Origin of the sequence: Alteromonas sp. AMM-1, assembly GCF_047290655.1 — a bacterium.
GTDB classification, from domain to species: Bacteria; Pseudomonadota; Gammaproteobacteria; order Enterobacterales; family Alteromonadaceae; genus Alteromonas; species Alteromonas mangrovi.
In genome coordinates this window covers 15,717-40,495 of record NZ_JBLBUE010000019.1, presented here as the reverse complement: position 1 = coordinate 40,495, position 24,779 = coordinate 15,717, and the positions used below count along the sequence as shown (strand labels likewise).

General features: G+C 48.8%; 31 protein-coding genes. 12 read left to right on the top strand and 19 right to left on the bottom strand.

The features are described 5' to 3' along the window. Positions 1–131 precede the first annotated feature (131 nt). On the top strand, positions 132–1,475 hold the full coding sequence (locus ACLR2L_RS06155) for an SUMF1/EgtB/PvdO family nonheme iron enzyme (protein ID WP_413366593.1): 1,344 nt from the start codon (positions 132–134) through the stop codon (positions 1,473–1,475). Positions 1,476–1,530: 55 nt separating this feature from the next. On the opposite strand, the gene ACLR2L_RS06150 is transcribed toward ACLR2L_RS06155, so the two are convergent. The 3 genes from ACLR2L_RS06150 to ACLR2L_RS06140 all read right to left on the bottom strand — a co-directional run bounded on the left by ACLR2L_RS06150 (position 1,531) and on the right by ACLR2L_RS06140 (position 4,851). Continuing rightward, positions 1,531–2,814: a serine hydrolase domain-containing protein gene (locus tag ACLR2L_RS06150; RefSeq protein ID WP_413366591.1), complete on the bottom strand. Its 1,284-nt coding sequence runs from the start codon at positions 2,812–2,814 to the stop codon at positions 1,531–1,533. Between the two features lie 172 nt (positions 2,815–2,986). Then, complete coding sequence (locus ACLR2L_RS06145) at positions 2,987–3,787, bottom strand: alpha/beta fold hydrolase (RefSeq protein ID WP_140956391.1); 801 nt, start codon at positions 3,785–3,787, stop codon at positions 2,987–2,989. A 137-nt stretch (positions 3,788–3,924) separates the two neighbouring features. Beyond that, complete coding sequence (locus tag ACLR2L_RS06140) at positions 3,925–4,851, bottom strand: LysR family transcriptional regulator (protein WP_140956392.1); 927 nt, start codon at positions 4,849–4,851, stop codon at positions 3,925–3,927. Between the two features lie 113 nt (positions 4,852–4,964). Between ACLR2L_RS06140 and ACLR2L_RS06135 the strand changes: the two genes are divergently transcribed. From ACLR2L_RS06135 to ACLR2L_RS06110, 6 genes are all read left to right on the top strand, one after another. After that, positions 4,965–5,507, top strand: a complete 543-nt coding sequence (locus tag ACLR2L_RS06135) for a carboxymuconolactone decarboxylase family protein (RefSeq protein WP_413366588.1) — start codon at positions 4,965–4,967, stop codon at positions 5,505–5,507. Positions 5,508–5,533: 26 nt separating this feature from the next. Continuing rightward, positions 5,534–6,013, top strand: a complete 480-nt coding sequence (locus tag ACLR2L_RS06130; RefSeq protein WP_413366586.1) for a DUF1348 family protein — start codon at positions 5,534–5,536, stop codon at positions 6,011–6,013. Positions 6,014–6,211: 198 nt separating this feature from the next. Beyond that, the gene (locus ACLR2L_RS06125) at positions 6,212–7,054 is read left to right on the top strand and encodes an AraC family transcriptional regulator (RefSeq protein WP_140956395.1); all 843 of its coding nucleotides are present in this window, start codon (positions 6,212–6,214) and stop codon (positions 7,052–7,054) included. Positions 7,055–7,065: 11 nt separating this feature from the next. Further along, positions 7,066–7,890 carry a cupin domain-containing protein gene (locus tag ACLR2L_RS06120; RefSeq protein ID WP_140956396.1) on the top strand — a complete coding sequence of 275 codons (825 nt, stop codon included), beginning with the start codon at positions 7,066–7,068 and terminating at the stop codon, positions 7,888–7,890. Positions 7,891–8,020: 130 nt separating this feature from the next. Continuing rightward, positions 8,021–8,497, top strand: a complete 477-nt coding sequence (locus tag ACLR2L_RS06115; RefSeq protein WP_413366583.1) for a DoxX family protein — start codon at positions 8,021–8,023, stop codon at positions 8,495–8,497. Positions 8,498–8,508: 11 nt separating this feature from the next. Beyond that, positions 8,509–9,513, top strand: coding sequence for a hypothetical protein (locus tag ACLR2L_RS06110; RefSeq protein WP_413366581.1), 1,005 nt, complete (start codon positions 8,509–8,511; stop codon positions 9,511–9,513). A gap of 129 nt (positions 9,514–9,642) precedes the next feature. On the opposite strand, the gene ACLR2L_RS06105 is transcribed toward ACLR2L_RS06110, so the two are convergent. The 7 genes from ACLR2L_RS06105 to ACLR2L_RS06075 all read right to left on the bottom strand — a co-directional run bounded on the left by ACLR2L_RS06105 (position 9,643) and on the right by ACLR2L_RS06075 (position 13,263). After that, a complete protein-coding gene (locus ACLR2L_RS06105; RefSeq protein WP_413366579.1) occupies positions 9,643–10,350 on the bottom strand; it encodes a hypothetical protein in 708 nt (235 codons plus the stop codon). A gap of 69 nt (positions 10,351–10,419) precedes the next feature. Continuing rightward, a complete protein-coding gene (locus ACLR2L_RS06100) occupies positions 10,420–10,788 on the bottom strand; it encodes a hypothetical protein (protein ID WP_413366577.1) in 369 nt (122 codons plus the stop codon). Between the two features lie 125 nt (positions 10,789–10,913). Then, entirely contained in the window at positions 10,914–11,177 is a 264-nt protein-coding gene (locus ACLR2L_RS06095) for a Txe/YoeB family addiction module toxin (RefSeq protein ID WP_413366613.1), read from the bottom strand. After that, positions 11,174–11,416, bottom strand: a complete 243-nt coding sequence (locus ACLR2L_RS06090) for a type II toxin-antitoxin system Phd/YefM family antitoxin (protein WP_413366575.1) — start codon at positions 11,414–11,416, stop codon at positions 11,174–11,176. The genes ACLR2L_RS06095 and ACLR2L_RS06090 overlap by 4 nt, the downstream gene beginning before the upstream one ends. Before the next feature lie 340 nt (positions 11,417–11,756). Then, positions 11,757–12,059: a nitrate/nitrite transporter NrtS gene (nrtS, locus tag ACLR2L_RS06085; RefSeq protein WP_413366573.1), complete on the bottom strand. Its 303-nt coding sequence runs from the start codon at positions 12,057–12,059 to the stop codon at positions 11,757–11,759. Further along, complete coding sequence (locus ACLR2L_RS06080; RefSeq protein ID WP_413366571.1) at positions 12,059–12,580, bottom strand: TlpA family protein disulfide reductase; 522 nt, start codon at positions 12,578–12,580, stop codon at positions 12,059–12,061. The genes nrtS and ACLR2L_RS06080 overlap by 1 nt, the downstream gene beginning before the upstream one ends. 134 nt (positions 12,581–12,714) lie before the next feature. Next, positions 12,715–13,263: an acyloxyacyl hydrolase gene (locus tag ACLR2L_RS06075; RefSeq protein WP_413366569.1), complete on the bottom strand. Its 549-nt coding sequence runs from the start codon at positions 13,261–13,263 to the stop codon at positions 12,715–12,717. A 182-nt stretch (positions 13,264–13,445) separates the two neighbouring features. On the opposite strand from ACLR2L_RS06075, the gene earP reads away from it, so the two are divergent. Both earP and efp read left to right on the top strand, forming a co-directional pair. After that, a complete protein-coding gene (gene earP / locus ACLR2L_RS06070; protein ID WP_413366567.1) occupies positions 13,446–14,564 on the top strand; it encodes an elongation factor P maturation arginine rhamnosyltransferase EarP in 1,119 nt (372 codons plus the stop codon). Between the two features lie 45 nt (positions 14,565–14,609). Next, the gene (gene efp / locus ACLR2L_RS06065; RefSeq protein WP_140956409.1) at positions 14,610–15,182 is read left to right on the top strand and encodes an elongation factor P; all 573 of its coding nucleotides are present in this window, start codon (positions 14,610–14,612) and stop codon (positions 15,180–15,182) included. 79 nt (positions 15,183–15,261) lie between these two features. Here efp and ACLR2L_RS06060 read toward each other — a convergent pair whose 3' ends face one another. The 6 genes from ACLR2L_RS06060 to ACLR2L_RS06035 all read right to left on the bottom strand — a co-directional run bounded on the left by ACLR2L_RS06060 (position 15,262) and on the right by ACLR2L_RS06035 (position 18,342). Then, positions 15,262–15,435: a hypothetical protein gene (locus ACLR2L_RS06060; RefSeq protein ID WP_413366564.1), complete on the bottom strand. Its 174-nt coding sequence runs from the start codon at positions 15,433–15,435 to the stop codon at positions 15,262–15,264. Between the two features lie 72 nt (positions 15,436–15,507). Next, positions 15,508–16,317, bottom strand: coding sequence for a putative DNA-binding domain-containing protein (locus tag ACLR2L_RS06055; RefSeq protein WP_413366562.1), 810 nt, complete (start codon positions 16,315–16,317; stop codon positions 15,508–15,510). After that, positions 16,314–17,207 carry a DUF692 domain-containing protein gene (locus ACLR2L_RS06050; protein WP_413366560.1) on the bottom strand — a complete coding sequence of 298 codons (894 nt, stop codon included), beginning with the start codon at positions 17,205–17,207 and terminating at the stop codon, positions 16,314–16,316. Before ACLR2L_RS06050 ends, ACLR2L_RS06055 begins: the two co-directional genes overlap by 4 nt. Positions 17,208–17,237: 30 nt before the next feature. Then, positions 17,238–17,522 (bottom strand): DUF2282 domain-containing protein, encoded by a 285-nt coding sequence (locus ACLR2L_RS06045; RefSeq protein WP_140956412.1) that lies wholly within the window; start codon positions 17,520–17,522, stop codon positions 17,238–17,240. A 19-nt stretch (positions 17,523–17,541) separates the two neighbouring features. After that, on the bottom strand, positions 17,542–17,859 hold the full coding sequence (locus ACLR2L_RS06040) for a thioredoxin family protein (protein ID WP_140956413.1): 318 nt from the start codon (positions 17,857–17,859) through the stop codon (positions 17,542–17,544). Positions 17,860–17,865: 6 nt separating this feature from the next. Next, entirely contained in the window at positions 17,866–18,342 is a 477-nt protein-coding gene (locus ACLR2L_RS06035; protein WP_140956414.1) for a YHS domain-containing (seleno)protein, read from the bottom strand. Between the two features lie 239 nt (positions 18,343–18,581). On the opposite strand from ACLR2L_RS06035, the gene ACLR2L_RS06030 reads away from it, so the two are divergent. Beyond that, a complete protein-coding gene (locus ACLR2L_RS06030; RefSeq protein WP_413366557.1) occupies positions 18,582–19,019 on the top strand; it encodes a DUF1772 domain-containing protein in 438 nt (145 codons plus the stop codon). Positions 19,020–19,196: 177 nt separating this feature from the next. Here ACLR2L_RS06030 and ACLR2L_RS06025 read toward each other — a convergent pair whose 3' ends face one another. Then, positions 19,197–19,496 carry a hypothetical protein gene (locus ACLR2L_RS06025; protein WP_413366555.1) on the bottom strand — a complete coding sequence of 100 codons (300 nt, stop codon included), beginning with the start codon at positions 19,494–19,496 and terminating at the stop codon, positions 19,197–19,199. A gap of 147 nt (positions 19,497–19,643) precedes the next feature. Here ACLR2L_RS06025 and ACLR2L_RS06020 point away from each other — a divergent pair, with 147 nt between their 5' ends. Next, positions 19,644–20,171, top strand: a complete 528-nt coding sequence (locus tag ACLR2L_RS06020; RefSeq protein WP_413366553.1) for a DUF1569 domain-containing protein — start codon at positions 19,644–19,646, stop codon at positions 20,169–20,171. A gap of 408 nt (positions 20,172–20,579) precedes the next feature. Next, positions 20,580–23,246, top strand: a complete 2,667-nt coding sequence (locus ACLR2L_RS06015; RefSeq protein ID WP_413366551.1) for a TonB-dependent receptor — start codon at positions 20,580–20,582, stop codon at positions 23,244–23,246. 74 nt (positions 23,247–23,320) lie between these two features. Here the strand turns inward: ACLR2L_RS06015 and ACLR2L_RS06010 are convergent, their stop codons facing one another. Both ACLR2L_RS06010 and ACLR2L_RS06005 read right to left on the bottom strand, forming a co-directional pair. After that, entirely contained in the window at positions 23,321–24,067 is a 747-nt protein-coding gene (locus ACLR2L_RS06010) for an SDR family oxidoreductase (RefSeq protein ID WP_140956419.1), read from the bottom strand. An 11-nt stretch (positions 24,068–24,078) separates the two neighbouring features. Beyond that, a complete protein-coding gene (locus tag ACLR2L_RS06005) occupies positions 24,079–24,777 on the bottom strand; it encodes a histidine phosphatase family protein (protein ID WP_413366549.1) in 699 nt (232 codons plus the stop codon). Positions 24,778–24,779: the final 2 nt, after the last annotated feature.

The window sequence follows — 24,779 nt, the reverse complement described above, 5'->3', positions numbered from 1 at the left end:
ACTTATTGGATAAGTGGTAATACCAACCCATGAAATGTGATTGATATTTGCACAGCAGCAGGCAACCTTATATCTTATAAACCTCAGTGCGTTATGTGTTTTCACTCCATATTGGTTAAAGGACTGCCAAGATGTTTTCTTCTCGCTTATCTAAACTGATTTGTTTTTCTATATTTTTGCTTCTTGATTCATTAAGTACCGCGTCAGCGGCGAAATCCGCGCAGCAGGATGTCGCCGAACTCAGATCACAGAATAATCAACTCAATGAGCAGTTGTTCAATACCAGAAGTACTTTAATTGCCCTACAGGCTGAGGTAATTAAGGTGCGAATTGAACTTAAAAACCTTGATAGTGAGTATGATCTGGCGAGGGAACTAGTAGAAGTAGATAGTGATTACATCGACATCGTTAACGATTTAAAAAATCAAAAAGACAAACTTGAAACACTGCTCTCTGTCAAAAGTCGTTTACTCGTAAAAAAGGAAACTGAACTCAACACAATTGCCACACAAATTGGTCAAAATGAAAAGCAGTTGGAGGTATATGCAGTTCGTTATGGCACAGATATTGGTGCTGATATAAATGCTACACCGATGCTAGCACAAGAATCATCCCATGAGTTAGCTCCCCCTCAGAGTCTTGCCCCAGAGCCCAGAATAAAGCAAAACATTCAGCAGCATAGCCGTTCTGAAGTCGTGGTTACGAAAGAAACAGACAACATACTGGCTAATAGTCGCTTTTCTGCCACAAAATACTCCTTTGGCGAACAGTTTCCTACCTTTATTGAAATAACTTCTATAGACCAGCAATTTAGACTTGGAGTGAGTGATACTGAAATCACAGTTGAACAATTTCAGTTGTTTCAGAGTGAAACCCGCTACCGAAGTGAGTCTCAGCGCTCAGGTGGATGTAATATATTTAACTATGAAACCAAAAGATCCAAACAAGCCAATTCTGAATCACCTGGATATCGCCAAACCAATACTCATCCCATTGTGTGTGTTTCGTTGTTTGATGCAATAAAGTACACACAATGGTTGTCTAAAAAGCTTAATCGTAACGTGCGATTACCAACCCGAAGTGAGTGGTTCACCTTTGCTACCCCCCACGAAATGATTGCTTTGGAAAAACAAAATGGTATGACAGACAATTGTCTTCACGCTAATATTCGTGACCAGGCTTTTGCTAACAAATTTAGCGACGATTCGACAGAAATTTGCAACGATAGATCAATCTACCCTGAACCGGTAAAAATGAAACTGCCAAGCAGTCTAGGGCTCTACAACCTTTACGGCAACGCAAGGGAATGGACGATGTCCTGTTGGGACGATGCCATCAAAAACCTATGGGTTTGTCCAGCCGTGCACATTGCCGGTGGATCTGCCTACTATAAACTCAACCCCGCCAAAGAAACCCGGGGAGGCCCCGATGGCGTAAGTAATGACGTGAGTTTTCGGGTAGTCTACGAGCTATAGTCAGAAAAAAATAGCCGACTGTGCCCGCTTATATGCGGGCAATTAGAATAATTACTTAACGGTTTGCCCGTTTACGGCGTAAGCCGGTGAAAATACCTAATGCAATGGCAGTAACCAGTATAACAACGGCTCCTGTTAACACTCGCATGATCATAGCCGGAAAGGTGTTACCCAGCACGTAGATATCGGGTTTGCCGGTTTTCCACGTGGTCCAGTGCGTTGCCAGGTTCGACGCCAGCGCTTCTTTATTGCCCGACTGAATGGCAATAAAACCATCGCCCGAGGCCGGATCGATTCTCACGGTACTGTTTAAATACGGCGACTGTCCGCCATGCCCTACCACATTGTCGCCTTTGCCATTTGGCGCGAACAACATAATACCGGTGCCCCAGATATCCAGTCCGTCAATGTTGGCTATTGGTGTGCGCATGTCTGCCAGGCTACTGTCGCTCAGTAGTCTTGGCATGGCAGGATCAGCCACCGTTGAAGGTAATTGCGCATTGGCAAAGCGAACTAAATCACTCAACGTAGTGTACAACCCCGTGGCAGCCAGCGACGTATAATTGGGGTATACCTGTTCAACACCGTTTTCACCGAAATACTGCGCCACAGTTGGGTCGGCGCGATCCAATATAAAACTTGAGTGGGTCATGCCCAGCGGCTCGAATACCGCCTTTTGCATGTATTGTGCAAACGACTCGCCGGTAACTTCCTCTACAATCAATTGCGTTAAATTGTAGCTGCCACCGGAATACATCCACGTTGTGCCAGGCTCTATACCCACCTGCACTTTGCCGCTTTTGCCCGGGTCTGCATCCATGGCCTGGGTAAGATGAGACTCCAGCGCCTGAACCGGTTCGCCAGGCGCAAACCCACTGTGGCCCAACCCATCGGTGATACCAGCGGTATGACTCAGCAATAAACGCAAGGTTACTTTGTTGTTGTCGAATTCGCTGGGCGGTAATTGCCAGCGGGTTAAATAGGTGGATACCGGCACATCCAGATCGAGTTTACCCTGCTGCGCCAGCTGCATTACCCCAACGGCCGTTACCCATTTGCTGAGCGATGCCACACCAAATACCGATTTGTCGGATACGGGTTTGCCCGTCGACATAGCATCACTGTGTACTACCTTGCCGTTGTTCAGCACAGCAAGTACCAGATTGCCTTTTGCTTCGGTGCGCGCTTCATTGCTGATGGCTCTGGTAAAACCTATGGTGTCTCCAGGCTCCGCAAGTGGCGTCAGCCCCCAACCTTCGGTGGTTGCCACAAAATTAACAGTCACCCAGGCCACCAGAATTACCAGTGTGCCAAGTGTCCAAAAAATAAACCGCTTCATGCTCGTTTCTGTCCTTTTGTTATAGTTACGCCTGAGGCATTTACCTGTTATTAAGGCGTAATTTTATTGTGCTGTAGTAAACATGCTGCACAGAAATACCGAAAAAACAGGCAATTCGTCCAGTATTGAGTGGTAACAAAATGTGAAAAGTGTTGCAAACAGACAATAAAATTTACCTAATAAAATCAATAATTTCGTTTATAACTGCGTCGTTTTGCAGAATGCGCCGGTGGCCAAATCCTTCTGTGGAGTACAATCTGGCATCGGGATGTTTCATCACATACTGTTCAGCATCCTTGAAGGGGACTTCGCGATCGTCCTTGTCGTGAATAACCAGTGCGCGCTGGGCCGTTTTCATTAAATGGGTGGCGGCATCCATTGCCTCATGCGACACACCAACTGTACTATCGGCTAACGCATACAGCGCGTTCTGCGCGCGTTGGTTAAACCCAAGAAAATGGCCAAACCGGTTAAGTACACCAGTTAAACCCGCTGGGGCACCAATGAGTACCACTCTGGCAATTTGCAGGTGAGAAACCCCGTGCAACGCCAGTGCACTGCCGCCCATGGAGTGTCCGATTGCAGCGTGAACGCGCAACGACTGGTAGGTAAGTACTTCATTCACTGCTTTGATAAAATAGCCCGGATGGGAGCGCCCTTCCCCCTGATAACGATGCCCTTTTGGCACGGGTGCCACTACCCGGCAACCCAGATGTAATAGCCTGGGCAACAGGTGGGTAAATTGTTCAACCGCCCCTGACCAACCGTGCATCAGCAGTACCGTTTTTCCCTGCCCCCGCCAAATCATGACGCAGGTATCGTCACTTACACACACCACTTCATCGGGTGAAGGCATATCCGGTAAGCTGGCAGGAAGTTGTGGAGTAAACAGCAGCCTACCAGCATGTTTTGCCGCCAGTGCGGGCCATATTCTGCTGAGCAGGTAGAAATACAATTTAACCAAAGTGCGCATAAATTACGAAGTATGTGATTGTAAACATGGCCACATACATACGCTGCATCGGGATACTCAACAACCGCGCAGGTGCATAAACGGACGCTTGGAACAGAAATACGGACGGGTTGTTCCAGTTACACCGCAATAAGGCTCTAATTGGTTAAGGCTTGCCAGTCTTCACTGATCCGTTGAAAGGTTGCCTGTAAACGCGGAGTCATAAAATCAATAAAACTGCGCTGTTTTAACGGCAGCACATCCTGGCGTATATACAACATACTTACCGGATAGGGTTCGGGCGCGAACGGCTGTAACACGCGATTGAGTTCGCCACTTTTTAGCCAGGGCAACGCCTGATACGACAGCACACGGGCAATGCCCAATCCCTGACGGGCAGAATGCACTGCTATGTCGGTAGAATTTGCCCTAACCCGTGAATTCACCGGCACGTTTTGCTCTTCGTTGTTAACGGTAAAACGCCAGTGGTTAGGCGAATCCAGTCCTTCAAACGTAATGCAGTCGTGGCTGGCAAGTGCCTCTAAATTTTGGGGTATGCCGCGCTGGGCCAGATACCCTGGGCTGGCACACAGGATTTTTTGAACTTCACCCACCCGTTTAGCCACCAGCTCGCTGTCGGGTAACCTGCCAACCCGAATAGCCACATCAACCACATCCTCGTACAAGTGCATATTTTGGTCGGTTAGGATCAGCTTTACACTTACGTCGCTGTACAATTTGAGGTATTCGGCCAGCAGCGGAAAAACGTGCATCCGGCCCATAATGATCGGGGCGGTTACGGTTAAACAGCCTTTCGGCTCCTGATACTCGCCTTTGGCGTCGCGTTCCATTTCAGCCACCATCGACAGCACTTCGCGGCTGGATGCCAGGTATTTCTCCCCTGCATCGGTAAGCACCAGATTGCGCGTGGAGCGCAACACCAACTGTACACCCAAATGATCTTCAAGCTCCTTTACCTGCCGACTCACCGTAGTTTGGGGCTTATTCAGTTTGCGGGCTGCAGCGGAAAAACTGCCGCACTCCATTACCGTACTGAAAATCTGCATTGCACTGAGTCGATCCATTTATCTCTCCAAAAAATGGGTAGGTGCTACACACAATTACCCACTACCCGCATCAATCAGGTCGCTTTACATTAACCAACAAGACGAATATTTAACCAACCAAGGAATACATAATGTCTCGTTTAACTATCCCTGAGTCAATTAATGATGCCCCTGAAGCATCGCAACCGTTACTTAATGCCGTAAAAGCCAAGCTGGGTATGGTGCCAAACTTATTCCGTCTGGTTGCTAATAATCCGGCGGCACTAAAAGGCTACCTGGCGTTATCTGAATCATTAACAGAAGGGGTATTACCCATTCAGTTACAAGAAGCCATTGCCCTGGCAATTGCCGAAGTGAACCGCTGTACCTACTGCTTGTCTGCGCACAGCTTTATTGCTGTTAATTTAGCCAAAATGGCCGACAGCGAAATTAAATCCAACCGCAGTGGTTTATCGCAGGATCCAAAAATCCAGGCCGCATTGCAATTTGCTGTGGCGGTATCTGAGCTTAATGGCCGGGTAAACGATCAGTTGCTGGATGCGGTAAAGCAAGCAGGATACAGCGATGCAGAAATCATTGAAATTATCCTTCACGTTGCCCTGAACACCTGGACGAACAGCGTGAATAACGTAGCCGATACCGACGTGGATTTTCCACTGGTGATCCCGTTTTAAGCATCACTTACACAAGGAGCAACCTCATGCACGCTATTGATGAATACCGTCCACCCGTTCCACCGTTTACCCGCGAAACAGCAATCAAAAAAGTGCGTTTGGCTGAAGACGGCTGGAACTCAAGGGATGCCCAGCGCGTTGCACTGGCTTACAGCCTGGGTACTAAGTGGCGTAATCGTGCCGAATTCATTGAAGGTCGCGATCAGGCCCGGGAATTTTTGTCGCGCAAATGGGCAAAAGAACTGGAATACCGACTGATCAAGGAACTGTGGGCCTTTACCGACAACCGCATTGCGGTGCGCTATGCCTATGAATGGCGTGACGACTCCGGTAACTGGTTCCGTTCTTATGGCAACGAAAACTGGGAATTCAATGAGCAAGGCCTGATGGTTAATCGTTACGCATCGCTCAACGATCTCCCCATCACCAAGGAAGAGCGCCTGTTTCACTGGCCTGAAGGACGACGTCCTGATGATCATCCCGGGCTATCTGAATTGGGCTTGTAACCTGGCGGGCTGACGTGATGTCACGTCAGCTTTCATACACCTTATTCGCACAGTCACCACGTTGATACGCAGTAGTGACAAACCAGGCTGCTTCGTTAACAAGCGGGCTTTGGCATCGTATTGCTCGAATTTAGCGGTTTTAAGCCGGGCAACAGAAGGTTCAACATCGACTGTTATCGTAAAAGAGAGACAACCGACATGGAAAATTTAAGTGCATTACTTAATCAACATACGTTTACCAGTGAAGTAAATCACTGCGGCACATTATCGGCAGCCAAACACTTCGGTACAACCGGACAGCTGCATTTACTGGAGTCTGGCAAAGTGCGTATTACACGCAAGGGTCAGCGCGAGCTACTGATGGACCGCCCCTCTATGGTGTTCTTCCCTACGGGTGTTGCTCACCGAATTGAACCGGTACAAACCAACGCAGACGCCAGATTAATCAGTGCCAGTGTTACGTTTTCGGCCAATCAGTCGTCGTTATTGGTGAATTCCCTGCCAGAAGTCATGTATTTACAACTTACCCCTGACTGCGCGGTATCGGGCACTGCCCGCTGGTTGCTCAACGAAATACAAACCCAGCGCTTTGGTAAGCAAGCCATGCTGAACCGGCTGGGCGAAATGTTCATTTTACAAATTCTGCGCCACGCCACCGAACACGGCAATTTGCAGGAAGGGACAGTCAGTGCCATTAACCATCCGCAAATGTCCAGGGTTATCAATCAGATTCACCAGGATCCAGCCTATCACTGGACCTTAGACAACCTTGCAAGTATTGCGGCGATGTCCCGGTCTAAATTTGCAGAGCAGTTTAAACACCTGGTAGGGCAAACACCCAACGAATACATCACCGGCCTGCGACTCACACTGGCGCAAAAACTACTGAAGAACAACAAACCAGTGAATTACGTGGCTGGTGAAGTGGGCTACGAGCACGGCTCCGCCCTAGCACGCATTTTTAAGAAAAAGCTGGGCTTATCGCCGCGTCAGTGGTTGCAACAAGCAAAGCGCAACAGTACGGCACAAGCCGCTATTTAAAAGGAAATACCGTGAATAATATTGCAGACATTCTGCGCAAAACGGCCGTTAAAGCAGATGTATTTTTTAGCGGCCGACTCTGTGGCATTCAATCGTTTGAAGGCAACAACAAAGGGCATTTGCACTTACTTCGTTCTGGCAGACTTACGCTGCTGATGCGCGAGAAACAAAAAATCGTGATCGACGAACCCAGTGTGATTTTTATTCCCGGCCCGGTAGAGCACAGGATCCTGGCAAATCAGTCTGAAAACGCCCAGTTAGTGTGTGCCACCGTGAGTCTGGAATCGCATAACCGCGCGTTGTTGCTCGACGCCCTGCCGGAATTACTGTGTTTGCCACTGAGCATCGAAAAACACATAGGACAAACCGCCGCCTGGTTGTTTGAAGAGGCGTTCAGCGAGTCAGTTACCCGCTCGGTGATGATAGATAAGCTCAGCGAAATGTTTTTGTTGCAGGTAATGCGTTACGTGCTGGACAACAATCTTAGCCAGGGCGGCATGCTGGCGGCGCTTTCGCATCCGGCGATTGCCAAGGCCATGAGCGCCATGCACCGTAACCCTGCGCATAACTGGTCGGTAGAATCGCTGGCTGGCGAAGCAGCGATGTCGCGCTCTAAGTTTGCCGCGACGTTTCGTGAGGTGGTAGGTACCACACCCAATGAATATCTCACCGACATTCGCATTAATCAGGCTCAGGAGCTGTTACTGAACCAAAAGCCAGTGAATCTGGTGGCCAATGAAGTGGGCTACGAACACGGCTCAGCCCTGGCACGCATTTTCCGCAAAAAACTGGGGGTTTCTCCGAAGGCCTGGTTGAAATTACGTGGCAACGCATAAGTTTTAATTGGTATGAAACGCAGGACGCCCGGTTTCAACAAGCAACCCGCAGAGTCGTACATTACGCTTGTGACGAGGCCCAAACCGGTTCACAAGCCAATTTAACAACGTTTGCACAAGGAATACTTTTATGAAATCCATTGTTTTACAGACAGGCCGTATCATCAGCGGCATGTCAGCTGCTTTCAATGCGGCTCAGCCCCTGCTTACTATGGCCGGTCGCGTATACGTATCGTGGGTATTTTTTGCCTCCGGACTCACTAAAATCGCTGACTGGGAAACCACGTTGTTTCTGTTTGAATACGAATATCACGTGCCTTTTTTACCGGTTGTGTTAGCGGCCTATTTAGCCACGCTTGCGGAGTTGGTGGTACCGGTTTTACTCACCACCGGATTAGCCAGTCGCCTGAGTGCCATTGTGCTGAGTATTGTCAATGTGGTGGCGGTGATCAGCCTGGAAGAAATTGCACCTGCGGCCCTCTACGGACACGTGATCTGGGGCTTAATCCTTGCGCACATTGTGTTTTGGGGTGCAGGACAACTATCAGCCGATCACTTTATAAAATGGCTGTATAACAAGCGCTTGCCCCAGGCAAACGCTGCATAAGGGAGAAAGCAATGAGCAATCTGGCACTGTCTGCCGAGCGCCCGTTACCCGATGCACCGCGAGTTCTGCTGAACAGCGGTGCATCCTGTGTGCCTCAGCATTACCTGCAATACGCCCAAACCCAGTGCAGTATTGAACAAGTGGCGCTCGATTGCGCGTTTAACGACACTACCCTGATATTCGCAGGCCAGGACACCCATGGTTTATATATCCAGATTGGATTAATTGGGTTCGACACCTATCTGCCGGTAGCTGCTCAGCCAAATCGTAAAATTGTGTACGGCCGAAAATGGCGAATCGACAGCAATGTACCAACCTCTGAATTGGTGCAAACCATCTTTTTGGCGATTAAAAAAGCCCGCGAGCACGAAGTGCGAGAGCTGCTGAAAATTCGCTTTGAACACCACATCAGTGCGCCGTTCAGCACCCATCAGGATGCACGGCTTATCGCTGAGCAAGCCGGCAGTTTATTAGACAACGAGGAACCCGTGTCACTGATGCAATTTCGCCGTCAGGTAACGGCACTGATGCGAAATACCACTTACGACAGCTCGCCTGTTCATGTCCTGAACATCGAACAGCGTTTGTCGCAGCAAATCCTGGTAGACATCTCCATACCCGGTGGCACTTCCCCCATGTTGGGTGATACAACAGGTACTTTACTCACCTTGTTGTTACCCGAGCCGTCGGTTAATGCCCTGCTATTTGCACTAATGGACGCGCTCATCGCAAAAAGCGATAGCTACGTGCGCGAAGCTTTCACTTACCTGGGCGTACACAGGTTCAGCCATCGCTTATCAGTTGAAAAGCTGTCGGCGTTATCGGTACATACCCGTTTGGCCGACAAGCAGGCGCCGGGCAGTTTTCAGCACCAGCTTAAACAGTACAATTTTGTTACCGATGCCGCACGGGTACCCAATGTGGTTACCCCTGAAATGGCGGGTACTATTCAAGCGCGTTTGTCTGAGTTTGGCGAACTGGCGGGCCACTACCCTACGTTTAGTGTGCAACCCTGAGGCAGGTTATTCATACTGGCAGATAGCGCAGTTACGCGCTATCCATTTAGCCTTGTTAAATAGTAACGGAACAGAGCACTGCGTTGTGCTCCTCTTTGAAGGGACTCAGTGTAGCCTTGCAAAACCTGCTCACTGCAACGTGCCAATTGTCATTAAAAACGCATTGAGCTGAGATGCTGCCTCTTTCAATGACTTAGCCACAGCGGCCATCTCTGCCTTTTTAATGGTTTCATTAAAATTGATATCCCCTTCTTGCTTTCGAGCGGCAAATTCGTTGGTGGATACAACCGTAAATGGCACTATGCCAGAACGCACATCCAGCAACACGGCTTCAACCGTGCAGTAAGCCTTTGTTTCATTTGGATCAATGAATTTGTACTTTTCAAAGGTACGGCAGGTAGACCGGTAGGCCAACAGTAAATCAGCCTGATAACGTGCCGCCGCTTCCCGAAGAAATGGCACCGTTCGTTGCTCAGGCACCAACAAGCTGGGCAAGAATGACGCATCATACACTCTGGGTGATTGTTTTAGCTGCCCAACAAAATCAGCCGCAATGGAATGGTTAAGCTGCGTGAAATCATTTGAGTAGTAGCGCCAATAGCTGTCGTCCGACAACCTGAGAATAGCAATTCTATTCTGGGCGGGCAGCGCAAGGCGATAATTAAGAATTCGCTCTATGTCTTTGTCTGCAAGGGCGGCCCCCACAGACCCAAATAAGGGTTCATCACTTACTTCGTTACTCGCCGGGCTGTAGTAATCATTTGGACGCTGTGTGGTAGCAACACTGGTACAACCCGAAACGAGTATTGCGATGATAATAATGAAATACTTTGTCATACTTGCTCCTTGCTGAGCGACATTGGCTATTAACGCTAAACTACGGTGTATGAACAAATGAGGCTGTATTCAGAGGGTTTCGCTAATTAACAACACCATTGCAATTATTGGGATAATTATAAACGGTAAACCCACTAATAATACCTTGAACCACGATACTTCAGATACTTCCTCAAATTGTTTTGTTAACAACTCAATTTCATTTTGTGGATAGGCTACTTGTTTGCCGTATTTAATCTCGCTTGCGAAGGTTTGCAGCTCTTCGATAGTTGGCCTGTTATCAACCTCTAACTCATCTTCGGATAAGCAACGCTCCGTTGATAACCATACGCTTTTTACAATATCCGATTTCTTGTTCGGTAATAAACCACAGGCACTGCATTTTTTATGAGGATCTTGTTTCCCCTCGCCACAATTAATACAAAATGCTTTTATCATTTTTCCCACTTTGCTTTAATAATTGACCGCCCGACTAATCAGCTAAACGCATAAAACGAATAGCTACCAAAGACGGTAGCTCTAACACTGAAGTGACAACACGTTAAGCAGAATTAGTTCGGTATTTATTCATAGTGAGTCCACAAACGTAGAACTTTTACAGTGTGCTGCTCTTCAATTACTTGATACACCAACCTATGCTGAATATTGATTCGTCTCGAATAAGCTCCAGATAGGTCGCCCACCAATTTCTCGTAGGGAGGCGGATTTTGATAAGGATTGTTGGCGACAATATTAAGTAAATCTTTGGCTTTCTCTTTTAAGCCTGATGATGATAGTTTTTTTGCATCTTTTTGCGCTTGCTTTGTGTACACAAGTTGCCAAGTCACCAATCCAGCTCCTTGGAGCAATCGTCAATGGGCTCTGCCATGCCGTCGCGAATACTTTCTCGCATCCCTGGTACAGACAGCAAGTAAAGGGTTTCTTGAATTGATTCCCAGTCTTCAGATGAAATCAATACTGCACTATTTCGCTTGCCAGTAATGGTAATTGGTTGATGTGTCTCACTCGTTTGATCGAGCAATCTGTATAGATTTGCCCTTGCTTCGCTTGCCGTAAGTGTATTCATGATTTATCTCCATTAGCACACGAAAATCGTACGCCTAGACGTACGTTAATACAATATATTTTTCAGCAAACAATTAACTAAAGAAACTTCATAGTAGCACCCGACTCCACAGAATAACCATTATCGGTGCTTCCACAGGCGGGTTGTGACAAGGCGGGTTGTGACATACACACTGAAGTATGTTCGGCTTTCTCATTCTAACTGACTCAGCTCGAAATCGAGTATTAACGCCTCAACCTTTTTTGGCTCAGTACTAATAAGCCAAAAGCCCCGGAGTCACTACACACTATCGGGGCTTGGGCTTTGCTGTTGCATTGAGGGCGGGGTAAATACGGCGCGGTTAATCTCTTACTTTCAGGCTACCGTACAGGTATACGCAAAAGGGTACACAATAACTCAGCGCCGCTTTGGTTATATCAATGGCCATCGTTCCCTCAAAGGCTTCAAACTGGTTGATCACCATAATAATGGTGCCCACTACCAATGCGGTTTTAAGCGCTTCCGCCAACAATGCCGGGGTAATCTTTCGCGCGGCTTTACTGCACTTTTTTACTTGGTAGGCGCAGTTTCTGTTGGGTTCTGTTACGGATTCCGTTGCCAGTTGCGTCATGTTTTCTGCGATGTGGGGGCTTATTCTGTTCATCAGAAATTTCTCACCAATACGGATTCAATCCCTGCCGGATAGCGGTGGCTGCGATACAAAATCTCGCCGCGTTGCGACAACACCACAAACACCGGTGTACCGGTTACCATAAACTCACTGGTAAGTTCCGCCTGCGCATCAAACATCACCGGAAAGTCCACACCATAGTCGTGTAAGTACGCGTGCATTTTTTCCTGTGTGTCGTTAATGGCCACGTTAATGCCCAGTACGTCTATGCTGTCACCAAAATCGTGATGCAGGGCGGTAACATTTGGCGTCGCCTTTTTGCAGTACGGGCACCAGGTAGCCCAGAAATACAGCAGCACCGGCTTTTTTTCCCAGCGTTGCTGCAAAGAGAAGGTTTCGCCATCGGCGGCATGAAAGGTTAAATCCGGTGCTAACACTTCACCCGCCAAATTGGCTTGTTGCGCGCTGCTGGCAAAAGGTAACCATGCGGCAAGTGAAGCAGTAATGGTAAGTGTCGCCGCCACAACCAGGCGGCGCAGAGTAATTCCAGTCATAGTATAAATCCAGGTTGGGTTTGGGATAGTAAAATGCTACCCCTGAGTGATGGCCAAAAAGCCACCGATTCACTCAAAATGCGACCCAATCCTCTCGTCATTTCCGTAAGCACAAAGAATCGGGGTCGTTGGCACTACAATCTTGTTGAAAACGACAGGCTGATGAAGTCATAGCCGGGATTCGGGCTTTTCAGACCGCCGTTGGAATAATGAAAATAGCGCAGGGTAACAGCATGCTCGCGCTCGCTACCAAACCGATAACCAATCCCCAATCTGTCTTCAAACTGAAAATGCGTGCTGATGTCTTTGCCGGCAAACTGAGTATCATCCAACAGCGACACACCTATGCCAAATTCACCGTATACGGCACCATTGTAGTTTTCGTAAAAGGTGTGTCGGAATACCGGTGAAAACGCCAGTACAAAGTTGCTGTCGTAACGGCTGGGATCGCCGTATTCCCATAGGTTGATACTGGCTTCAAAACTCAAGTCAAGCGAGGGAAAATACGCGTGTAAATAATCGCTGTTGCGACGAAACGCCAGTTTTACCCCCTGCACATCGCCTTCGCCGCGAATATAGTCAACCGATATTTCATCGGCCATGCCTGCAGAAGGCACCGATAAAACAATCATCCCAGCGGTAAATACCGCCCCCAGCCATTGCTTAATTTTGCTCACTTTCATAATAACGTTCACCCTAGGTAATTCAGATGACGCTATTTTCGGGGAAAGCCGGTTAACAAAATTAGCCGTTCGTCTGCAATGTTGAACCTGCCCTGTTACGCCAAGCTGCCCTAACAACAATGTGTTCCTACATCGCCGGGATCATTTATACTCACGGCTTTATCACTGTGCAGGTTTGTTGGATGAAGAGCTGGGATATTTTTTGTCATGTCGTTGATAACTATGGCGACATAGGTGTGACATGGCGTCTGGCCAGGCAGCTCAGTGCAGAGTACAAACAGTCTGTGCGTTTACTGGTGGATGATCTGGGAGCATTCCGGCATTTGTGCCCGCCGGTTAACCCGTTATGCCAAACCCAACAAGTTGAGGGGGTTGAGATAGTTCATTGGCAACCGCAATTGCATGTTGAACCAGCGGATATAGTCATTGAAGCCTTTGCCTGCGAACTGCCGCAACACATAAAAATAGCAATGGCCGAGCGTTCGCCTGCCTCGTTGTGGATCAACCTTGAATATTTAAGTGCCGAAGCGTGGGTAGAGGGGTGCCATTTACTGCCCTCTCCGCAGCTTTGCGGTCCAAGCAAATACTTTTACTTTCCGGGTTTTACTAACAACACCGGCGGTTTGCTGCGCGAACAGACACTGCTGCAACAACGCCAGCAATTTGATGCTGAGCAGCAGCGGCGTTTTCTGTTGAGTCTGGGAGTAAGCCGCGCGCCTGGCAGCATGTTGGTTTCACTGTTTACCTACGAGAATCCGCATATCGACAGTTGGCTAAATACACTTGCAGAAGGTGAGCAACACTATCAGTTGTTAGTACCGCCCGGTCGCATTGTGGCAGATATTGCGCGCTGGCTGAATATCGACACACTGGAAAGCGGCAATAGTTACTCACGTGGGCAGGTTACCATTCAGGCCATTCCATTTGTTACCCAACAAGCGTACGACTCACTGTTGTGGAGTTGTGACCTGAATCTGGTGCGCGGGGAGGACTCATTTGTTCGGGCGCAATGGGCCGGTAAACCTTTTTTGTGGCACATATACCAGCAGCAGGATGATATTCATCTCGACAAGCTCAACGCGTTCCTCGATCGTTACCTGCACAGCGCAAACCCAGCTACCGCAGAGGCTGTAAGGCAGTGGTGGCTGAGCTGGAACACACAAAAAAGCCTCTCCACCAGTTGGTTAGCCTGGCAACAACACAGTAAAAATCTGCAATGCCATGCAGAAAATTGGTGTGCTGCGCTATCAGAACAACAAAGTCTAGCGGAAAAGCTATGTACATTTGTGCGGAACTGCTAGAATCGCGCGAAAATCTCCCCCTTAACTTTTACACTGGGTAGCTTCGTGAAAACAGCACAAGATATTAAAGTAAACAACGTGATCCTTATTGACGGCGCGCCTTGGATTGTTCAGAAAGCTGAATACACCAAATCTGGCCGCAACAGTGCGATCATGAAAATGAAATTGAAGAACCTGATCAGCGGCTCAACCAGCGAGACCGTATACAAGTTCGACGACAAAGTTGAGCAAGTGATCCTGGATCAAATCGACGTAACCTACTCTTACAAAGCCGACGACATGTATGTGTTCGTGGATGAAGAGTACAACCAGTACGAACTCAACGAAGAAGACATCGAAAGCGTATTGCCTTATATCGTTGATGGCATGAGCGACGTATGTAGCGCGGTATTCTTCAACGGCAAAGTTATTTCTGTTGATCTGCCAACCACTATCGTTCGTCAGTTAACTTACACTGAAGCTTCTGCTCGTGGCGACACCAGTGGCAAGGTAATGAAGCCTGCTAATCTGGCCAATGGCACCACAATTAAGGTACCGGATTTCTGTCAGGTTGATGACTGGATTGAAATCGATACCCGTAACGGCGAATACAAATCACGCGCTAAAGCGCCTGTTTGATAGCCGACCGTATATCTGATTAGCTAACAGTTCAGTTAGTCCATCTATATTGTTGCGACCACCCTGGTGGTCGCAACAATCACACTACATCACGCCCCTCTTTTTTCTTAAGCACTTCCCGCAGTCTTTGATAATGCGGCATCACCTGAGCCTGAACCAATTTCCCCGATGTTTTTGAAGCCCATGTTTGCTCAAACGCGATCATTTTTCTTTTTATATCCAACCATAAAACCGACATAAAAAAGCGGCGCATTGACGCTGACTTACCGGGCAGGAGTGTAGTGCCGGAGTCCATCAGCGTTGCGCCGCAAGCAGGAGGGTGGGATCACCTCTGAGACAAAATCGTATTTATCCACTCATGTTCAATGGCGTAAGCTAGCCATTGCGCAAAATCAATGCCCGGATACGCATCCAGTAGCGCCGACAAGGACATACCCTGCTGCACGCCCTGCAGCCAGCCAAACGCTTGTTCATCAATGGCCTCAGCGTTGGGTTTATTGCGATGCTGATACACTACAGCATAGTTTGCCGGTTGACGGTTCTGCATAATGCTCTCCAAAGCCTCAGTAGACAGGCTGTCCGGGTTAGCGGTTTGGCGGTGCAGTTGCCACAATGGCTGCACCGGATACGCACTTTCAAGTACCACTAATGAAGGTTGCAGGCTAAGTACAATCTGGTTGGGATCTTCATCAGTTAACAGCGACAAACTGGCGCGGTTAAACGCACTAACGCGACTTCTACCGGCCTCGTGCACGGCCCATTCCAGCTGTGCGACGCCGGCTAAATAAGGATGATCTGCCGCCAGTTCACTGCTGGCAATCAGAGAAGGTAATTGCCCGCCCCACTCTGCCCAGTCACCCGTTGTTGGTTTAGCCCAGGCCAGTAATCGTTGCGCAAGAATAAACATGGCCTGTTCGCCCACCATTTGCTGCAACACCGGATAAGTAATCGTTAAACTGCGAGCCGCAGTCATTTGCAGGTTGCGTTGGTATATTTGCAACGCGCGGGGCGGCACGCCACTCAACGACGATTGGGTAAAAATATCGGTTACCAGTGCATGCTGGCGCTTTCCGGTAAGCTGATGTCCGGACCAGTCCTGCTTACCGGCTACGTGATTTTGTGTGGGCTCATTCATGACATAGCCTCCATCAGGGTTTGCGCTAATATAAACCGGGCTGTACCGGCTTCTTCCTGCAGACGCTCCCAGGTGGGCAACTGATTATCCCACTCAATTAAGGTAGCGGCACCGGGAAACATATGGATTGCCTGTTGATACAGTGCCCAACACGCATGGGACACGGGTTGACTGTGATCATCTACAACCAGTTCGCCAGGCTGCACTTCACTGCTACCGGCAAGATGAATTTCTTTAACGGCCCCGGAGGGCAGGGTTTTGAGCCAGGTAGTGGCGTACTGCGCCAGATTATGGGCGTGGAAGTTACGGCCATTTACCAGCACATTATTTAAGTCCACCAGCAGCCCACACCCGGTTAACGTAGCTGCGGCGGCCAAAAACTCGGCTTCATGCATGGGATCGCTGCGCTGATCCACATAGCTAACAATATTTTCTATTAACAACTGCCGGCCCAGCGCCTGCTGTACACGGTCGATGTTGTCTACCAGAATATCCAGCGACGCCCGGTTATACGTAATGGGTAGCAGATCCCCGGCATGCAGCCGCTGATTGCCAACTTGCCCCCAGGTAAAACACGCGTGATCAGACACCAGAATAGGATTGACTCGGTTTACCAGTTCGCAAAACCGTTTCAGGTACCGGCTGTCCACGCCAGAGGCCGAGCCAAGTCCCATCGCGGTGCCATGGATGCTCAGCGGATAGTATTCGGCTATTGCCTCTAAAAATGGTGGGATCATGCCCCCTTCTGCAAAGAAGTTTTCGGCATGAATCTCCAGAAAATCAACGGAGTGAGATGTCTGCGTCAGCGCCTCGTTATAGTGCTCGTGACGCAGGCCCACACCCACCCTGGTGCTCTCTACACGCTCATAGTGTTGTGACATAGCAGACATCAGCATCTCCTTATTGACTCATCAGGCTAATTAGCCTTTTTTAGCCGCGTCGTAACGCTTCTTGGCTTCGTCTTTCAACATACCGCCCAGTGATTCACAGGTGCCTTTGGCTACCAGTTTCCACTCACCGGGATCGTTATCTACGGTAGATTGCCCTGCGCAGGAATGGGTACCCGCCAGGTTACCGCAATCATTCTGACCCGCTGCAGAAATGCCGTAACACTTCTCTTTGCCTGCCGCATGCGCCGGTGCTGAGGCAGCGGCCGCTAATGCCATGGCCAGCGCAGCCGCAGCGATTTTTTGCTTCTGATTCATAGTGACATCCTTACAATCATTAATTCAGATGATGTGACACCCACTTGTTCAGTTCGCCGTAATTCGACAATCCAACGTGTGTGTCTAAACGTTTGGTGCGATCCATCAGGATCAGTGTCGGCACTGCCCGTACTCCCAGCATCTGGGCTAAACCATGCTCTTCGTCAGCATCCACTTTCACTACCCGCAGCGAGCCTTTATGGGCCTGCTCCAGCAGGTTGATAATGGGAGTTAACTGTTTACAAGGTCCGCACCAGGAGGCGGTGAACCACAACATCACCACCTGCTCAGGATACTCATGGCCGTTCGACAATATGCCTTTCAGCTCGGATTCCATCTGTGCTTAGTCCTCGGCGTTAGTCGCTTCAACCGACAGACCTTCGATGCCATCCCATACGCGATAAGCGGTTTTCAGGTGTCCGGGTACGTCTTCCATCCATTTTTTCTGAACGGTTTTGTTCAGGTTTAAAAACAGCTTGTCGTCTTTGATGTAAAACGCATCAGGATCCACATCCAGCTTTTTGTTCAGCGCAACACCCATGGCACAGTAGCCGCCGAATTGTGGGGCGTAATGCTCAGCATCCGCTTTAAACATGTCGCGGTTCTTCGCGCTTGAAAAACGGTAAATTGCACCTTCATAAGTAGCAGTGTACTTTGCAGAGCCCTCTACGGCTTTGTGCTGAACAAAGTAGGCAACGGGATCGTAACCGTGAATAGCCACATCGTTCTCGCCCAGGTTAACCGCTGATGCAAACGACAGACTGCTGAATAACAGTGAGCCAGCCAGGCCCGCCAGTTTTAACGCGTTTAATACTTTCATTGCTCTTTCCTCATAATATCGCCGAATGTCGGCTGGGTAGTTGTGGGCAAGGCTGTTTGCCTTCCCTGAGATATAAGGTATGAAATTCGCGATGGCTAAAGGCAACTGAAACACTTCAAAAGCAGCCTGAACGTCCAAACCGTATTTTGGACGTTTGGTAAGTGTATGTGTACGCAATGTCACGTGCGCGCAGGCGCGTATGCACATAATACCGGTATCACTCAACCGGAGGCATAACCATGCTTGTATTAAACGTACTCACTACACTGGGGCAACTCAGCATGCTCATTATGATGGGCATTTACTTTATCTTTTCCTGCACGGTAATGCGGGCATTAAGGCAATCTGAACAGGGGGCAGAGATCATGGTACTGATCAACCGGGAAATACTTAACCCGCTATTTTATCTGTGCTTTTTTGGTTCGGCTGTGGCGTCACTCACTTTCGTGTTATCCCGTTCTAACCATTATCTTGCCGGGCTGATATTTTTTATTGGTACCTTTATGGTAACGCTTGTAAAGAATGTCCCCCTTAACAACGCCTTGTTAGAAGCAAGCGGGGATGCGTCGTTACAACGTACTTGGCAAACCTACCTTACCAAGTGGTTATTCTGGAATCACGTTCGCTCAGTAACAGCCATAGTAAGTGGCGCGCTGCTGCTTTGGCCCGCCGCGTAATAGCAGGGGATCGTGTTATGTTCTCTGCAATTCAGCAATCATACGCTGCTCGCTATTGTGCTGGATTGTGGATATCAGTCTGAGTCGGCTTTGTCCCGGGCATTTAAGAAAGTGATAGAAAAAAGCCCGGGCAAGGCCAGGCTAAGCAAGACGCGCGGAAACGACCCGTTGAGCAGATTACGGCTCAACAGGCTCGTATAAAGATGCGGTTGCCGCTTTCAGTCCAACGTGGGGTAAGAACTGATCAGAGATAGTCAGAATAGCGTGCACGTTGTTGGTGAGCTTTTGCAAATCAATCTCGCCTGGTTTTACCGACGTTTGCAGTAAATGCAGTGCCATATCGGCCAGCAACAAACGCTGCTTTTCCTGCCAATCCGGGCTGCCTTTGGATGCCGGGTGAGTAAAGTATGCCGACTCAACCAAATCGTGTAGTTTCCAGCTGGCTTTAATAATACTTGCGCGATCGGCGTCTTTCATGAGCAGCCTCCAGATAAGGGCAATCGTCTATGCGAGTGAATATAACTGAATTTCACGAAAAGTTTATCCATCCGACATCATCAGTACTATACAGATCGTCCCAATTGTCATACTGTTTCGCTCTACTTTATGCAAAACATACACCTTATGAACCGACGTACTTTTCTTATTTCTGCGCTGTCCTGCGGTGCCATTGGAATAGCAGGTGGAAGTTTCTGGCTGAGCCAACCCGCTAATCAGGACGATCTGAGTATTCAGGCATTACTGGATTTTCTGGCCTCGCTGGACGCCAGCAAGCTCCGTTCAGACACCCGTTGGTCAGTTGCCCAAACGTTTTATCACATGGCGCAAAGTGTGGATTATTCCATCAGTGGCTACCCTCAGCATAAACCCGATTGGTTTAAATCAACGTTGGGCGCTGCTGCTTTTTCAGTTTTTGCCGCCAAACGAGAAATGACCCACAACCTGGAAGAAACGATTCCTGGTGCACCCGATGCGCCCATAACGCTGTCTCCCGATGAGGCCATTGCGCAGTTGATGACTTCGCTAAAACGCTTTCAGCACTATGAAGGCCCGCTGGCCGATCATTTTGCGTATGGTTCGTTGAACAAACACGAATATGCCCTTGCCCACGTCATGCACGTTCGAAACCACTTTGAACAAATAGACAGTTAGCAATTGGCTGTGGAATTATCAGCCGAGCAGATTGCTATATACCAGTCTAAACACCCTCCCATTGGTTATACAAATAATTAACGAATTGAGTATAAAAAATCGTTAATCTTTAAATTTTCGTAATATTCACTTTAAAACTCATCAAAAACAAAAACCTCAAGATATTGATTAATATCAACAAAAAATCAAATTAACTAAATTTCGCTTATTTAAAAGCAGAAATCGTTAATGAAATGTTGACTGTACTATTATCATACAATACTATCCTTCCCCCATAATAATAACAAAACCATGTGCGGCCCCCGACATCGGGATGTCGTAAACCTTACTCAGTGCAACCCTACGCTCATCACCAGCAGTGGTTTACCGTGAGTGTTGCGCAACTACAAACAATCTTGGAGAAGATACATGTTTAAACGTGCACAGGTAGCAAGTGCCATTCTTGCGGCATTAGCCTCTCAGTCATTGTATGCTCAGGACACCAATCAAGCTTCCGAAGACACTATTGAAATCATCGACGTACGTGGGGTTAAAGCCAGCTTAAACTCCGCGCAAAATATGAAAATGAATGCGTCGACTATCTCTGATCTTATTGTTGCCGAGGACATCGGTAAATTACCTGACAACAGCGTAGCGGCAGCACTTCAGCGCGTAACGGGTATTCAGGTTTCGCGCACGAACGGAGAAGTGGCTCAGGTATTAATTCGCGGCTTACCAGACATCGTTACCACAATGAACGGTCGCAATATCTTCACTACAACCGGCCGCTCTTTGTCTCTGACCGATGTGCCAGCCGATCTGGTTTACTCGGTTGACGTAAAGAAATCGATCAGCGCTTCTGATATCGAAGGTGGTATCGCAGGTAGCATCGATATCCAACTGCGTAAACCATTTGATTTTGACGATGGTTTCTCTGCGGCAGGCGGTTTGCGTTATGTCTACAGTGATGAAGCTGAGTCATGGAACCCGATTGGCAGTGTTACCCTGAATAACAACTGGGATAACAGCAATGGCCGCTTTGGCGCCATGTTAAGCGTGTCTCATCAGAGCAGTGACTTCCAGGACCAGGTAAACTTTGTTACTGCGCCCTTTACACTGCCAGATTCAGTTGTAAACAACCCGAATTCAGCACCACTCAATGTGGCTGGTGAGCCAGCGCTGGCACCGAATGTGATTGGTGGTTATTTCCGTTACGGTGATCGCACTCGTGATTCCTTTAACGCCACCTTCCAGTTTGCACCTGACAGCAACAGCACCTATTACTTTGACGTGTTTGGTGTGAAATACGAGCAAAACAGCCAACTGAACTTCTGGGTACCTATTCCTAGCTGGGGTGGTTGGGGCAATGGCTATGTTGAGTCATATAAAGAAGGCTCTAACGTGGCGCAATCTGTGGTTCGCCCTGATGCGCCGGGTACCATTACCAGTAACCAGTCGTTCTTTAATGAATCAGAAACCTACCAGTTTGCACTGGGCGGCGAATGGCTGTTCGACCATGTGACGATTAAATCAGACCTGGCTTACACCGACACAGAGGCCAACAACAAAGGCTTTATTCTTGATTTAGCGTTTTTTGCCGACACCATCATCTATGATTTCGACAAAAACGGCGCAGGCATTTCTGACGTACAAATTCTTGATGCAAGTGGTCAGCCTTATGATATGACTGATCTCAGCCAGTACTACCTGTGGACTAACTTTGACAGCCTGGGTCATCAGGAAGGTGATGCCATTGACTGGACACTGGATGCGAACATTGCATTGGATTCCTGGATCCACTCTGTTGAAGTTGGCTTACGCGTTAATGAGCGCTCAGCCTTTAATCAGGAAGCCGATACCGGTGGCCGTGGCAATATCTCTGGTCGCGACGTGCTGCTTACTGAATTCCCGGGACTGGAAGATTACTCACCGGCTGGCTACATGAGCGACGTTACATCGCTAAACAACACCCAGTGGTTAACGCCTAACGCGTCGTACTTGTTAGCCAACCGTGGTGATATCCGTGAGGCAATGGGTTATTCACGCGCCGATCCGGACTTCCTGCCAGCACGCTACTACGACAACACTGAAAACAACTATGCGATTTACGCTCAGGCTAACTTCTCGACAGACATTGGCGACATGCTGTTAGACGGTGAAGCGGGTGTGCGCGTAGTGAAGCTGGAATCAGAACTCAACGGTAACAGTATCACTGATGGTGTAGTAACGCCAATTACGGTAAACACCAGTTCAACCCAGGTATTACCTGCCGTGAACATGCGTCTTCAGGTTACCGACGAGCTTTATGTTCGTGCCGCTTATGGCAAGACCATCAACCGTCCGAACTTTGCAGACCTCAACCCAAGTGCAACTTACTTCCTGCCCTCAGAAACGGGTACACTGGGCTACGGTAATGGCGGCAACCCTGAACTGGATGCCGTGGAGTCGCAAAACTACGATCTGGCAGCAGAATGGTACTTTGGCGAAGCCAGTTCATTAACCGCAACCGTGTTCTACCGCGATATCGACGGTTACGTGAAATACGTTGCGATACCTGAAACTATCAATGGTAACGAGTTCTCCATTACCCGCCCGGTAAACAGTGGCGCGGGTTCCCTGGAAGGGGTTGAGCTGGCTTATACCCAGTTCTTCGAAAACCTGCCTGATATGCTCGACGGCCTGGGTATTCAACTGAACACCACGTTAATGGATCACGAAGCGGAAAACGCAGCTGGCGTTATGGAGCCGCTGCCAAACGTATCAGACAAGTCTTACAACGCCATCCTGATGTATGAGCGCGATGGCCTGAACGTTCGTCTGGCTTACAACTGGCGTAGCGAATGGTACGGCAGCTTCAATGAAGCTGGCGACCAGCCTGGTAGCTCAGTGATTCACGAAGCAATCAGCTCACTGGACTTCTCAGTGAACTACGACGTAAATGAGAACCTGACCATCAGCTTCGACGGCACTAACCTGGCCGATGACGTTGCCAACGATTACTTCGGCGGCGACTCTGCAGCCGATGCCCGTTTGTATCCTCGTGATACCTACATTCGCGACCGCACCTTCTCCCTGGGTGTGCGTTACAGAATGTAATTCCTGCTTTATTCAAAGCATTAAGAAACCCGCCTGTTGGCGGGTTTCTTTTATCATTTTTAAACTGAACCAGATTAGCTCATTTTGGCAATCCAGCTTTGCGGCGCAATACGCAAAATCCAGTGCAACCAGGCCCAGGGCCAGGTGGGTACATAGCTGTTTGCCTTTTCTTTGTTGATGGCTTTTACCATGGCTTTGCAGCCCGTTTCGGTATCCACAATAAACGGCACTTTTTTTACCTTTTCGTTTATTTCGCTGCGAATAAAACCAGGATGAATACACGTGACCTTAATGGGTGTGTTGCGAACATCAATGCGAATGCCTTCCGACAATGAAGTGATCGCCGCTTTGGTAGCAGCATACACAGTCATGGCTCTGCGAAATCCGCGCACCGCACTAATAGAGGAAATCGTCACCAGATGACCGGCGTTTTGCTCGCGAAAAATTTCCATTGCCGCTTCGCATTGCGCTATCGCCGACACAAAGTTAGTGACCGCGGTTTGCTTATTCGCATGAAAATAGCCGGTACCGATTGACGCGCCTTTGCCCATACCGGCATTCACTATTACCCGGTCCAGGCTGCCCATGTCGTCGCGAAAGGCTTTAAACACATCAAACACAGCCTCGTGATCATCCACATCCAGCGAACGAATAAATACCTTTATACCCGGATTAATGACCTGCAACTGCGATTTTAGGGCTTCCAGTCGGTCTGCGCGCCGGGCACACAGCGCCAGATTACAGCCCTGTTTGGCAAATTCTATCGCCATCCCATGGCCGAGTCCTGAACTTGCGCCGGTGATCAAAATATTGTTACGCATTGTTATTCTCTTTATTTGTAAGTGATCAGTGAACCGCTGGACGGCGTGTCCAAATGCTGATGTTCGTTTACCGACGACACCATTAACCGGCCCCCAGTGCGCAGGATTTTTGTGATCCCCGTATTCACCAACGTCCAGTTAAGGTTAAACCAATTCGTTTCAGGGAGCTGCATCAGGCTGGCAACTACCAGTGCAATCGGCCCGCCCGAGGTAACTACCAGCGCTTGCTGGCCTTTTTCTAATCCAGCGAACGTCGTATCCAGTGCCGATATCACCCGCCCTTTAAACGCGCTCCAGCTCTCGGTGTAATCCGCGTCGTATTGCCCACTTTGCCAGCGTGTTACCGCCTGAGTAAACACAGTTAAAAACGCTTTTTCGGGATGTGGCTGAGCCATTAAATACTTACGCATACTCGCGGCGGTTGCCAGTCTTGTGTCAAATCCGCCCAGTACACTGTGATGATCAATCTCATTCCAGTCAGGGTTAATTGGCGCGTTGGGTAACGCTTTTGAAAAACCTTGCTGTAAGGCACTGAGTGTTTGGCCATGACGCTGCATGCCGCCACACACTATCTGATCAAACGCTATCCCCCGGCGCAACCAGTCTTCGCCAGTGCGCCGGGCTTGCTGTTCGCCTAACGCAGACAGCGCATCGTAATCATCGGCTTCAAAGCTGGCCTGCCCGTGGCGCAGTAAATATACGCAACTCATTG